Annotated in this window: 11 protein-coding genes; 3 read left to right on the top strand and 8 right to left on the bottom strand. The window is 32.3% G+C overall.

From position 1 onward, the window contains the following. Positions 1-48: 48 nt before the first annotated feature. Genes JG553_RS02155 through JG553_RS02145 form a run of 3 tightly spaced genes read right to left on the bottom strand, consistent with a single transcriptional unit; the run spans position 49 to position 3,336 of the window. Positions 49-1,611, bottom strand: a complete 1,563-nt coding sequence (locus JG553_RS02155; protein ID WP_001049959.1) for a peptide chain release factor 3 — start codon at positions 1,609-1,611, stop codon at positions 49-51. Then, positions 1,611-1,862, bottom strand: a complete 252-nt coding sequence (locus JG553_RS02150; RefSeq protein WP_000608862.1) for a YueH family protein — start codon at positions 1,860-1,862, stop codon at positions 1,611-1,613. Before JG553_RS02150 ends, JG553_RS02155 begins: the two co-directional genes overlap by 1 nt. Next, positions 1,855-3,336, bottom strand: a complete 1,482-nt coding sequence (locus JG553_RS02145) for a UDP-N-acetylmuramoyl-L-alanyl-D-glutamate--L-lysine ligase (RefSeq protein WP_000340118.1) — start codon at positions 3,334-3,336, stop codon at positions 1,855-1,857. Before JG553_RS02145 ends, JG553_RS02150 begins: the two co-directional genes overlap by 8 nt. A gap of 432 nt (positions 3,337-3,768) precedes the next feature. Between JG553_RS02145 and JG553_RS02140 the strand changes: the two genes are divergently transcribed. Beyond that, on the top strand, positions 3,769-4,944 hold the full coding sequence (locus tag JG553_RS02140; protein ID WP_000258650.1) for a diglucosyl diacylglycerol synthase: 1,176 nt from the start codon (positions 3,769-3,771) through the stop codon (positions 4,942-4,944). After that, the gene (gene ltaA / locus JG553_RS02135; RefSeq protein WP_001154222.1) at positions 4,922-6,112 is read left to right on the top strand and encodes a lipoteichoic acid biosynthesis MFS flippase LtaA; all 1,191 of its coding nucleotides are present in this window, start codon (positions 4,922-4,924) and stop codon (positions 6,110-6,112) included. The genes JG553_RS02140 and ltaA overlap by 23 nt, the downstream gene beginning before the upstream one ends. 112 nt (positions 6,113-6,224) lie before the next feature. Here ltaA and JG553_RS02130 read toward each other — a convergent pair whose 3' ends face one another. The 3 genes from JG553_RS02130 to JG553_RS02120 form a co-directional block, all read right to left on the bottom strand. Further along, on the bottom strand, positions 6,225-6,734 hold the full coding sequence (locus JG553_RS02130) for a YjcG family protein (protein WP_000600392.1): 510 nt from the start codon (positions 6,732-6,734) through the stop codon (positions 6,225-6,227). Between the two features lie 193 nt (positions 6,735-6,927). Further along, positions 6,928-7,686: an esterase family protein gene (locus JG553_RS02125; protein ID WP_001288681.1), complete on the bottom strand. Its 759-nt coding sequence runs from the start codon at positions 7,684-7,686 to the stop codon at positions 6,928-6,930. A gap of 141 nt (positions 7,687-7,827) precedes the next feature. After that, positions 7,828-9,396, bottom strand: coding sequence for an alanine/glycine:cation symporter family protein (locus JG553_RS02120; protein WP_000570692.1), 1,569 nt, complete (start codon positions 9,394-9,396; stop codon positions 7,828-7,830). A 341-nt stretch (positions 9,397-9,737) separates the two neighbouring features. Between JG553_RS02120 and cozEa the strand changes: the two genes are divergently transcribed. Further along, entirely contained in the window at positions 9,738-10,823 is a 1,086-nt protein-coding gene (cozEa, locus tag JG553_RS02115) for a lipoteichoic acid biosynthesis protein CozEa (protein ID WP_000933105.1), read from the top strand. Between the two features lie 194 nt (positions 10,824-11,017). On the opposite strand, the gene fabI is transcribed toward cozEa, so the two are convergent. Together fabI and JG553_RS02105 are read right to left on the bottom strand one after the other, a co-directional pair. Beyond that, complete coding sequence (gene fabI / locus JG553_RS02110; protein WP_000933197.1) at positions 11,018-11,788, bottom strand: enoyl-ACP reductase FabI; 771 nt, start codon at positions 11,786-11,788, stop codon at positions 11,018-11,020. A gap of 277 nt (positions 11,789-12,065) precedes the next feature. Next, positions 12,066-13,910 (bottom strand): monovalent cation:proton antiporter family protein, encoded by a 1,845-nt coding sequence (locus JG553_RS02105; RefSeq protein WP_000395153.1) that lies wholly within the window; start codon positions 13,908-13,910, stop codon positions 12,066-12,068. Positions 13,911-13,913: the final 3 nt, after the last annotated feature.

Genomic DNA, 13,913 nt, shown 5'->3' with positions numbered 1-13,913 from the left:
CGAAACAATTATTTTTAATGTAACAAATTCGATTATACAATTGAGCTGTTAAAGTAAACTATACAATTTAATTTCAGGGAATTTCTCTTCAAACCATCTTGTTGCAAATTCATTTTCAAATAAGAATACTAAATCGTCATATCTATCTTTCACTAAAATCGATCTTGATGTGTTCATCTTATCTGTAATTTGGTCTTCATTTTCAATCCAACGTGCAATTTTACGGCCTACTGGCTCCATAACAACATCAACATTATATTCGTTTTTCATTCTATGTTCGAAAACTTCAAATTGTAACTGACCAACAGCACCTAAAATAATTTGGTTTGTGTGTAATGTTTTATAGTATTGAATCGCACCTTCTTGTACTAATTGTTCAATACCTTTATGGAAATGCTTCTGTTTCATGACGTTTTTAGCAGAAACTTTCATAAAAATTTCTGGCGTAAATTGTGGTAAATCTTGGAAACTGTAGGTTTGTTTTCCACCAACTAAAGTATCTCCAATTTGATAATTACCAGTATCATATAGTCCAATGATATCGCCTGCTACAGCATGATTCACAGTTTCTTTATCGTCTGCCATAAATGACGTTGAACGTGTGATCTTTTGCTTTTTATTAGTACGTTGCAAAGTAACATCCATACCACGTTCAAATGCACCACTAACGACACGCATAAAGGCAATTCTATCACGGTGTTTAGGGTCCATGTTGGCTTGAATTTTAAAGATAAATCCTGAAAATGAATCATCAAACGGGCTTACTTCAACGTCTTCTTTTGTTTGTCTCGCATTTGGCATTGGCGCAAAATCAACATATGCATTTAAGAAATTTTGTACACCAAAGTTAGCTAAAGCTGAACCGAAAAATACAGGTGTTAAGTCTCCACTCAACAGCGCGTCATTATCAAAGGCTTCACCCGCTTCTTCAACCAACATTAATTCTTCAATCGCTTGTTCAAAATCACTATCATTTGTAATTGCATGATCTTCTTCCAACTCAAAATCATCATTCAAATGTAATATATTTTCTTCATCTCTAAATGGTTCAATTGTTTTAGACTTTCTATCAATGATGCCAAAGAAACTTTGTCCCATACCAATTGGCCAATTCATAGGGTATGTTTCAATATTTAATGTCTCTTCGATTTCATCTAATAATTCAAATGGTTCTTTACCTACTCGGTCTAATTTATTAATGAATGTAAAGATTGGAATACCACGCATTTTACAAACTTTAAATAACTTCAATGTTTGTGGTTCAATACCTTTTGCACAGTCTATGACCATGACAGCACTGTCAACTGCCATTAATGTTCTATACGTATCTTCTGAAAAGTCTTCATGTCCTGGTGTATCTAAGATATTGATTTTATAATCATCGTAATCAAATTGCATTACTGAACTAGTTACAGAAATACCACGCTCTTGTTCAACTTTCATCCAGTCACTTGTCGCAAATTTACCAGTCTTCTTCCCTTTAACTGTACCCGCTTCACGAATAGCACCACTGAAGTACAATAGTTTTTCAGTTAACGTTGTTTTCCCTGCATCGGGATGTGAAATAATCGCAAAAGTCTTTCTAGACTCAACTTCTTGCTTTAAGTTCATTAGTCTTTCTCCTTTTTATATGTTTCTATCCAATCTGTTAGTTGTGATGCAATCGATTCTGCCTCTTCCTCTTCTTTAAAAACAAACAATTGCATGAGTATTGCTTCAAAACAAGTTTCTTCATCTAATGTCATTGCCATCTGATATGACCAAAACCAATCTGGTATAGCAATGATTATCTGGTTATTTAATGCTTCGAATAAATAAACATCAATAGTTTTACCTTCATCAATAAATCTTTTATTAATCAACAGGGCCACCACCGAACTTTTTGTAAGCTGCTTCAAGGCCAATTAAATCATCTCGATGTGGCACCTTAATATGCCCTGGCATGATTTGATATGGTTCTCTTCCTTTTGATGCTAAAACGACAGTATCCCCAGGCTCAGCTATGTCAATTGCATGTTTTATCCCTTCTGCACGATCATCAAATTCAATATAGTTTTGATGTGTTGCACCTTTGGCTAATTCTGCCGTTAACATTTTCGGGTCATCATTTGCCGGATTATCCGGTGTGAAAATGACATAATCTGCACGACAGGCAACTCGCCCCATTTCAGGCGTTTTAGTTAAATCACGTTCGCCTGCCATACCAACTAAAAATATCAACTTTTGCTTTACAAAAGGCTGTACTGCATCGATTAATTTGTTCATACCATCAGCTGTATGTGCATAATCGATAATTAAATCAATAGGTAACGAAGGATCTAAAACTTCTAATCGCCCTTCAACAGGTTCTAAATTTTCAACAGCTTTAATAATCGTTTCTAAAGATGTACCTTTACTCCACACCGCAATCATTGCCGCCATAATATTAGAAATATTAAACTTACCAACATAAGGCGATTTTACTGGGTAAGTTCCAAAAGGCGTTACAAAATCAAAGCTGACACCTTGTAAAGATTCTTGAATATTTTTAGCCATAAATTGGGCTTCCTCATCAATTCCATAACTAAATACTTCATAAGGCGTCACTGTTCTTAAATACTCAGAAAATGAATCGTCATTGTTTAACACGACATACTTTTCTTTCGACAAATCTTCACCTAATTGACTAAACAATAAAGACTTCGCGTGTCCGTATGCTTCCATTGTGCCATGAAAATCTAAATGGTCTTGTGTTAAATTTGAAAATATTGCAACGTCAAATTCAACGCCTCGCAGTCGTCCTAATACTAAGCCATGGCTTGATACTTCTAATGTCATAGATTCAGCGCCTGCATCAACTGCTTCTTTAATTTTCTTAGTTAAAGAAACTGTTTCTGGTGTCGTATTTGCACCTTTTGTCTTTGTTTCATTAATTTGGAAACCATTAGTTCCTAAATATGCACTATTTTTTTGTAACTTTCTTTGAATTAAATGAATCATCGTCGCAATAGAAGTTTTACCATTTGTACCCGTTACACCAAATGTCACTAACTGATGACTCGGATAATCATATAATGTGTGTGCTAGAATACTAGCTACTCTTAATGTGTCCGGCACAACCACTTGTGTTACGTTAGCTGGTAATGATTGTTCTTTATTGACCACTACCAACTTACACCCTTGATCAGCTACATTTTGACAGAACTTATGACTGTCTACAGTATATCCAACTGAAGCGACAAAAATGCTACCTTCTCTCGCTGTACGTGAATCAGTAGTGATATCATCTATTTGTTGTTCTAAAGAACCCAATACACGCTTTACTTTTACTTTCTTAAACAACGTACTTGCATCCAAACTGAACCGCTCCTTTTTCTACAATATGTTTATTATACACGTTTTGTTGATGTTAATAAATTTATAATTTCACTGTTATATCCTACTAATCAGCATTTTCTAATTTCTACTATTAAAAATAAAACATACGGTATTATGAATTAGTTTTACAATTATGGCTCATCTTAAATTATTAAAACCATCTTGTAACATGGTATAATATCATAATTGTTTCCAAAAATATGCTATAATTGTATACTGGATAATTTTAAATATACAAATAAAACATAGAACAATAAATTGCTTTATAAAATAACGTTTTATTTTGTATCAATTCATCTATAGATTAAAATTGCTATAAATGTAACGACTTTGCGTCTTTATTTCTTTTATAATGCCGTAAAATAAGTTACACTTAAATAAAATTTTCAAACTAACGGAGGGTGGCTATTAATGGTTACTCAAAATAAAAAGATATTGATTATTACTGGCTCATTCGGTAACGGTCATATGCAAGTTACACAGAGTATCGTTAATCAACTTAATGATATGAATCTAGACCATTTAAGCGTCATTGAGCACGATTTATTTATGGAAGCTCATCCAATTTTGACTTCTATTTGTAAAAAATGGTATATCAATAGCTTTAAATATTTTAGAAATATGTACAAAGGGTTTTATTACAGCCGCCCAGATAAACTAGACAAATGTTTTTACAAATACTATGGACTTAATAAGTTAATTAATTTATTGATAAAAGAAAAGCCAGATTTAATATTATTAACGTTTCCTACACCAGTTATGTCGGTACTAACTGAGCAATTTAACATTAATATTCCAGTTGCTACAGTGATGACAGACTATCGCTTACATAAAAACTGGATTACGCCGTATTCAACAAGATATTATGTGGCAACAAAAGAAACGAAACAAGACTTCATAGACGTAGGTATTGATCCTTCAACAGTTAAAGTGACAGGTATTCCTATTGATAACAAATTTGAAACGCCTATTAATCAAAAGCAGTGGTTAATAGACAACAACTTAGATCCAGATAAGCAAACTATTTTAATGTCAGCTGGTGCATTTGGTGTATCTAAAGGTTTTGACACGATGATTACTGATATATTAGCGAAAAGTGCAAATGCACAAGTAGTTATGATTTGTGGTAAGAGCAAAGAGCTAAAGCGTTCTTTAACAGCTAAGTTTAAATCTAACGAGAATGTATTGATTCTAGGTTATACCAAACACATGAATGAATGGATGGCATCAAGTCAACTTATGATTACGAAACCTGGTGGTATCACAATAACTGAAGGTTTCGCCCGTTGTATTCCAATGATTTTCCTAAATCCTGCACCTGGTCAAGAGCTTGAAAATGCCCTTTACTTTGAAGAAAAAGGTTTTGGTAAAATCGCTGATACTCCAGAAGAAGCAATAAAAATTGTAGCAAGTTTAACTAACGGTAATGAGCAATTAACTAACATGATTAGTACAATGGAACAAGATAAAATTAAGTATGCTACACAGACAATATGTCGAGACTTACTTGATTTAATCGGTCATTCATCACAACCACAAGAGATTTATGGAAAGGTTCCTTTATATGCAAGATTCTTCGTTAAATAATTACGCTAATCATAAAAATTTCATTTTAATGCTTATTATCTTATTTTTAATGGAATTTGCGAGAGGCATGTATATCCTAAGCTATATTAATTTCTTGCCAACAGTTACATCCATTGCTGTAGCAATAACGTCTCTAGCATTTTCAATACATTTTATTGCTGATGCATCTACAAACTTTGTTATAGGATTTTTACTGAAAAAATTCGGCACAAAAATCGTTTTAACGACTGGATTTATTTTAGCATTTACAAGTTTATTTTTAGTTATTTGGTTTCCAGCATCACCTTTTGTAATCATATTTAGTGCTATGATGCTCGGTATTGCAGTTAGTCCTATTTGGGTCATTATGTTATCCAGTGTTGAAGAAGATAAACGTGGCAAACAAATGGGCTATGTTTATTTTTCATGGTTGTTAGGCCTATTGGTAGGTATGGTTTTTATGAATCTACTTATCAAAGTGCACCCAACACGCTTTGCCTTCATGATGTCTTTAGTCGTTTTAATTGCATGGATATTATATTATTTTGTCGATGTAAAGTTAACAAATTATAATACTCGTCCAGTTAAAGCTCAATTGAGACAAATTGTTGATGTGACAAAGCGCCATTTATTGTTGTTCCCTGGTATTCTTTTACAAGGTGCCGCAATTGCTGCCCTAGTTCCTATATTACCAACATATGCTACTAAGGTTATTAACGTAAGCACAATTGAATATACTGTTGCAATCATTATTGGTGGTATCGGCTGTGCAGTTTCGATGCTATTTTTATCGAAACTAATAGATAACCGCAGCAGAAACTTTATGTATGGTGTTATTCTAAGCGGATTTATTTTATACATGATATTAATTTTTACTCTATCTATGATTGTTAATATTCACATCTTGTGGATTATCGCTTTAGCTATCGGTCTAATGTATGGCATCTTATTACCAGCATGGAATACCTTTATGGCACGATTTATCAAATCAGATGAACAAGAAGAAACTTGGGGTGTTTTTAATAGTATCCAAGGATTCGGCTCAATGATAGGGCCATTATTTGGCGGATTAATTACACAATTTACCAACAATTTAAACAATACATTTTATTTCTCGGCATTAATCTTTTTAGTCTTAGCTGTATTTTATGGAAGCTACTTTATAGTAAATAGAGAAAAAGCTAAGTAAGGTTAAAACGTATTTTAAAATAAAGAAAATGGTCATTTTTATTACATTCAATAAAAATGACCATTTTCTTATTAATTCAAACATACTACGATTAACAATACTATTATGTTACTTAAGCTAATTTAAACGTTTCAATAACTTTCCATTTATCTTCGTCATCGTCAAAACGTAACAAAGTTAATTCATCGATAATTTCTTTATGGTCTACCCCAGCTAATGCTACTTGACCAAAAATATCTTCGAATTCTTGGCTAGATAGTCCTTGTGCTATTGTAAAGTGTGGCACAAAAACATGTTCAGCTTCTCCATAGAAATCTTCTCCATTAAAGCGATTAAACAATTCTTCTAAGTCGTCCGTCTTCGCAACTTTAAAGTAAATCACATTGTTCGTTGGTTTGAAGCTAGAAGCTTTTGTAGCATGAACTTCTACTGCTGGTATACCATTAATACGAGCTCTAACCTGTTCAATGACAGAATCTAAATCACCATCTTTAATTTCAAATGGCGCTTTAATTGTCACATGTGGTTTAATTCGTGAATACTGTTTATCATATCTTTTACGGTAAGAATCCACCGCTTCTTGAAATGACTTTGATGGAATTAATGCTAATCCTAAAATCATCTGAATTCCTCCTTTGTTTAACCTATTGCTATTATATCAAATTTCTTTGAAAACCGTTACATTAAAAATAATTCATTATACATCTTTTGCAATTTCGTCAAATTTAAATTAAATTAAACAGTAAAATCTTTTATAAATTATATTATAGACCAGACTATATGAAGACAATTCATACTAAATCTACTAATGTAAATTATTCATAAAGTTGATCATCTGTGTTTTTACTTAAAAAATACAATAATATATCTGACAGCAATGGTTTCCAATCTTTCCATTGGTGACCACCATCAAATTCATCGTAATAATAAGTTATATTATATTTCTTAATTTGTTCAGCTAATTCTCTATTCGGTGTTAAGAAATCGGCACGCTTACCATTTGTTGGTAAAGTAAAATCTTTTTCATCTAGACCAATGACATGCCAAATTGTCAATTGTTCTTTATTTGCACATTGATTTAGCTTATCTAATACTTTTTCATCTGAATGTGGACTTAACATTGCTACACGACTAAAAATCGTTGGATAGGTCAACGCCGTTAATAAGGCAATACTACCCGCTAAACTATCCCCTACTAATAACCTTGCATTACCTACTTTCAGTGTAGAAAACGTCGAGTCAATAAATGGCAATATTTCTTTACCGACTGATTGAATAGTTAAATGAGAACGACTTCCTTGTGGATGAAATTCCTCTCTACGCTTATCAACGTCTTCATAATGGAATCCAACAATGATCGCATCATCAATACGCGCTTCTTTGATTAACGATTCATATGTACGTTGTATTCTCCCGAAACGTAAAAAATCTAATCCGTCAAAGCAAAGAATGACATTATATTTAACAAGTTGATTATAAGATTCTGGTAAATAAATACTTAACGTGACATCTCTATTTAAAATATTACTATATAAAACATGTTTATTAATCTTACCAGTTTTAAATTCTGACATAAAAAAGTGCCCCTAGTAGTTGTATTGTTATTGTACCAAGAGACACTATATTTTTAAAATTCAAATTTCTGAGCACCTAAAATTCTCAATACTTTTCTTTTTTATCAAATGATCACTACATATACTATAAACAAAAGTAGATTACTTTTTGGCACGTGCTTGTTTTAAACGTTCTGGATACGTCTTCAACCAAAAGACAGCATTAGGTAATTTATTCGGATCAGGTTGATAAACTGCATTATAACCGTTGCCTAAACGTTTCTTTTGAATTTCATAATCTTTTAAAGCATTTACGGCAGGCTTATGTAAAATCCAAATCGCAATGATATTTAACCAAGCCATTAGACCTACACCTAAATCACCGAATGCCCATGCTACATCAGCTGTTTTAACTGCACCGTAAAATGTAGCGAACAAAATAATCACACGAGCAATATTAATAAATATCGATGAAACTTGATTATTTTGATTACGCGTTAAATAAGCAACATTTGTTTCTGTAATGTAGTAGTACGACAAAATTGTAGTAAATGCAAAGAAGAATAAAGCAAATGCAATAAAGTACGAACCTACGCCAGAGAAAGTAGGATCAAATTGATAACCACTGCCATGGAACGCTTTATCAATGCCGGCTTGTGCATACATCGCAGTACCTGAATAATCTTTACCTGTTGCATTTTCAACATAAATACCGCCATCTTTAATTAAATGCGGTGTGCCATTCGCATTAACCGTACCATCAGTCACATTATATGTACCAGAAATAAGTATAATCAGAGCAGTTGCAGTACATACAAATAATGTATCAATATAAACTGAAAATGCTTGTACTAGACCTTGTTTACTTGGATGTGATACTTCTGCTGCCGCTGCTGCGTGTGGACCTGTACCTTGACCAGCCTCATTTGAATATAATCCACGTTTAACACCAATCTCTATCATTGCGCCAACGATACCACCAAAAGCAGATTGTAATCCAAATGCTGATTTGAAAATTAATGCAAATAACGCTGGCACTTCTTGTATATTGATACAAATGATAATGACAGCCATCAGTATGTAAATAATTGCCATAAATGGTACAACGGCTGTTGCAACATTGGCAATAATACGTACACCACCAAAAATAATTAATCCCAAAATAACTACAACAATACCACCCATTAACCATTGTGGAACATGAATCGCATTATGCATAGAACTTGCTATAGCGTTAGATTGCACACCAGGAAGCAATAGACCTACTGAGATAATCGTAACAATAGCAAAGATAATTCCGTAAATTTTACCAAATTTACCACCAATACCATATTCAATATAATACGCTGGTCCACCACGGTATTCATTATTTTCAACTCTCTTGAATATTTGACCAAGTGTAGATTCAATAAAAGCACTACTTGCACCTAAAAACGCAGTAATCCACATCCAAAATACTGCACCAGGTCCTCCTATAAATATTGCAGTAGATACACCGACAATATTACCTGTACCAACCCTGCCTGCTAAAGACATGGCTATCGCTTGAAAACTTGAAATACCATTAGGAGACTTCTCTCCTTGAAACATTAATCGAATCATTTCTTTAAAATGTCTAACTTGAAAAAATCGCATACGCAATGTAAATAGCACACCAGTAATTAGCAAACCATAAACTAATGGCTTACTCCAAACAACCTCATTTAAAAAGGTTACTAATTTTTCAATCATAAGATTCCCCCTATTGTTTAAACATAAAAATATTATACGATTAAGCACGAGACACTTCAATATATTTTTCAGAATATTCTTATAAATATTAATATGATCATTTCACTATTTAAACACGTTTAATATTAAAATAAGTTATTCATATAAACTGGTGCTGTTTGATCCAATTGCAGACTTACGAGTCATTGAAAAGTCTCACAAACTATTGAAAGTAAATATCTTAAAATAGAAAGTGAATGGTTAATTTAAGTATATTTAAAAAATATTAACCTTTTTAAGCACTGCTATTTAGGATATACTAAATAATAACTAAGTTTAGAAAAATAGGAGGAACATCGTTTATGTTAAACAAGGTTTGGTTCCGAACTGGCATCGCTCTGATTATGCTGTTCATTCTCATCAAACTATTTATGGAAGTGCACGAAGTATTTACTCCAATAGCTACAATCATCGGTTCTGTATTTCTTCCATTTTTAATTAGTGGTTTTTTATTTTATATCTGTCTACCTTTTCAAAACTTACTTGAAAAAGTCGGTTTTCCAAGATGGGCTAGTATAACAACAATCATGTTAGCTTTGTTTGCTATTATCGGCTTAATTGTTGCGTTTGTTGCACCAATCATCATTTCAAATATCAACAATTTAATTAGTCAGACACCTGCCCTACAAAAAGAAGCAGAGCAAATTATTAAATTCGCACTAGCTCAAATGGATAAATTACCTGAAGATGTAACAAGTAGAATTACAAATATGGTTAAATCAATGGGTGATGGCGTTACTAATATTTTATCTAATTCATTACAGTACATTACATCATTAATTTCAACCATCTTCTTATTGATTATGGTTCCATTCTTCTTAATTTATATGTTAAAAGACCATGAAAAATTTATCCCAGCTGTTGCTAAATTTTTCAAAGGTGAACGTAAAGTATTTTTCGTAGATTTATTAACTGATTTAAACTTTACATTAAAATCTTACATTCAAGGTCAAGTAACTGTCAGTGTTATTTTAGGTATATTCTTATATATCGGTTATTCAATTATTGACTTACCATATATTCCTTTATTAGTACTATTTGCTGGTGTCGCAAACTTAATTCCTTTCTTAGGTTCATGGTTATCATTTGCACCTGCAGCAATACTCGGTATTATAGATAGTCCTACTACATTTATATGGGTTTGTATCATTACATTAATTGCACATCAACTTGAAGGTAATATCATTACACCAAATGTAATGGGTAAATCTTTAAGTATCCATCCTTTAACAATTATCGTTGTTATTTTAGCAGCAGGAGATTTAGGTGGCTTTACATTAGTTCTGATTGCAGTGCCATTATATGCTGTACTTAAAACGGTTGTTAGTAATATTTTCAAATACCGCCAACGCATTATTGATAAAGCAAACAGTAATGTTAAGGACTAATTCTGTGGATGTCTTTTAAGAATATAAGATACTATCGCATCAAAAGTTGAAACTACAGCTTTTGAGGCGATTTTTTTGTGCATAAAAAATCAATCAAATGAAATATCAAATAATTTTCCATCAGTCCGATTATTATAAAAGCAAAAAAGCTTTGCTCACATATATAATAACGTGAACAAAGCTGTTGAATGATATTATTTAATTGCGTGGAATCCGCTATCTACATGAATATTTTCACCTGTAACGCCACTTGATAAATCACTTAATAAGTAAGCCGCAGTTTTACCTACTTCTACTTGATCAACATTACGTTTTAAAGGTGCACGCTCTTCGATTTCTTTAAGAATTGTATTGAAACCACCCACACCTTTTGCACTTAATGTACGGATTGGACTAGCTGAAATTGCATTAACGCGAATATTATCTGGACCTAAGTCTAATGCTAAATATTTAACATTTGCTTCTAAGCTCGCTTTAGCAACACCCATCACATTATAGTTTTGAACTGCGAATTCGCCACCTAAATATGTTGTTGCAACAATGCTACCACCTTCTGGCATTAATTTTTTAGCTTCATGAGCCACAATTGTTAATGAGTAAGAACTAATGTCTTGAGCTAACAAGAAGCCTTCACGTGAAGTTTCAGAAAAGCGTCCGCGTAAGTCTTCCATATTAGCAAATGCGATTGAATGATATACACCATCAATATTGCCAACATCTTTACCAATTTGCTCAAAACCATTAATAACCTCTTCATCGCTTTGAACATCAATTTGATATAAGTGCGCTTCTGGTTGATTTAATTGTTCTAATAATTTTTCAAGCTCTTTACGGCTACGTTCTTTACGGTAAGTAAATACTAATTTAGCACCTAATTGATCTAAAACTTTAGCGACACCAAAAGCAATACTACGCTTATTAGCGATTCCCATGATGACATATGTTTTGTTTTCAAGATTTAACATGTAAGATAACTCCTTATAATAATTAATTTAACGGATAGAATATCTAATCCCAGTTTTAACTAACTTTTTATTCGTCAATACATTTTAACACAATTATGACTTTTTAATAAAGTTATTTAAACGTATTACAACGATAAATGTTTGATTTAGTCCTTTCTGTATCAAACTTGATTTACGTAAAAAGCATTTATTTATCAAAATCATATACATACTAGCATTTTAAAATCATTAATTTTACGTCGTACTAAAATACGTCTGCATTTTAATATCATTATTGTTAAAAATAAAATTCTAACTCTTGCTTCAATTCATCAACGTATTCTTTAGCACCGGTAACAATTAAGCGATCTCCATATCGCAATTGTGTATCTCCATGCGGAACAATCGACTCATTATTACGGATAATACGCACGAAGATGATGTCTCCTCCGAATGGGAAATTACGTAATTGAATATTTTCATATTTATAATTTAACATTTGAATTTCATATAGTGACGTTTCAACATTACTTAATAAATTCAACATGTTAGGTGTTTCAATTAAACCTTTTAATAAGATTTTATTACTTAAGTAGCTACTGAAAATTTCAATACCTGAATCAACTAACTCTGTATCGTCCGTTGTGCTTTCAAGTCTGCAAATGACACGCTCAACTTGATGTGCTTTGGCTAATTTAGCAACTTTTCGGTTAATATCATCGTCATTCGTAGCACAAACAACTATGTCTCGGTCAAACAGACCTAGTCGTTCTAAAACATCTTGTTCATAATCAGCAATTTCTATCATCGTGATATCATCTGACAATTGACGACGATCACTCAAGTCTTTGCGATAATATAATGTCACGTCATATAACTGAGATGTTAAATTTTGCGCTATAGGAATCGTTAATTGATTTTTACCAATTAAACTAACTTCAATTTTACGGTTAAACTCATCTGGAACTGGAAACAGTTTTTTGAAAATAATCGGAACGAATACACATGTAATGACTGCGCTTAAAATTAATATACCTGACGTTTCAGCTGAAATAGCATTTAATCTTTCTGAAATTTTGGCTGCAGCTATCACGAGCGATAATGTTGATGTTAATAAAAATGCTGATGCAATCGTTGTTTTCATATCAAACCAACGTCGAATAAACATGACTGGAATTAATTTTGAAATGATAAATGCAACGATTAAAATCGGTATGATAATTAGTAATTTCGGTTCTTTAATTAATGAAGGTATGTTTAAATCTACACCAACCATTATAAAGAAAATAGGAATAAAGAACCCATAACCAAATGAGTCTAACTTTTCAACCATTTCTTCATCTGGATTTAATAATGAAACAACGACACCTGCTAAGAATGCACCTAATATATTTTCTGCGCCAACTCCCTCTGCTAGGGCTACTAATAATATTATTAATGCAAATACCGCACGAATACCGATTTGCGTCGTACCATCCATCAATTTTTGTAAAAATGACATTCTTTTAAATTGAACACCTAAAATATATGAAATTGCTGTGAAAACAACTAATATACCTATTAACCATATTGTACTGCCGCCTTGACCATTGATTGCGCCATAGACCGTTAATAAAATCATAGTTACTAAGTCCGCAAGTACTGCTACTAATAGGATAAATTGCCCTATAGTTGTTCTCATAATATTCATTTCTTTTAAAGTTGGAACAACTACGCCTAAGGAAATAGTTGAAATGATAATGACCATTAATAACACATCATCCACTAATCCAAGCCATTTAAATACATACGCTAAAAGAATCGAAATAATCATAATAAATGCAAATACAGTTAACGCTAGATTAAGATGCCCTGGAATTGAGGATTCATCATCATTTTGTCCTTGACGTGCGCGTTTATCTTTTTTAAAAGCTTTAAAATCAATTTCTAAACCACTTAAAAACATTAAAAAGATAAAGCCTAACGTTGATAAAATATTTAGAATTGAATCCCTTTCTACTATATTTAGAAATGAATTTCCAATCACAATCCCCATCAAAATTTCTGCAACAACAACTGGCAAGAAATTAATATTTAATCGATTGACAATTATTGGAGTTAAAAACGCTGCTAAAACAACAATAACTAAAGATAAAAACTCCATAAC

The organism is Staphylococcus sp. T93, from assembly GCF_016743875.1.
Taxonomy (GTDB): Bacteria; Bacillota; Bacilli; order Staphylococcales; family Staphylococcaceae; genus Staphylococcus; species Staphylococcus aureus.
Note: the sequence above shows the minus strand (reverse complement) of the source record. Positions and strands in the feature narration are given on the sequence as shown.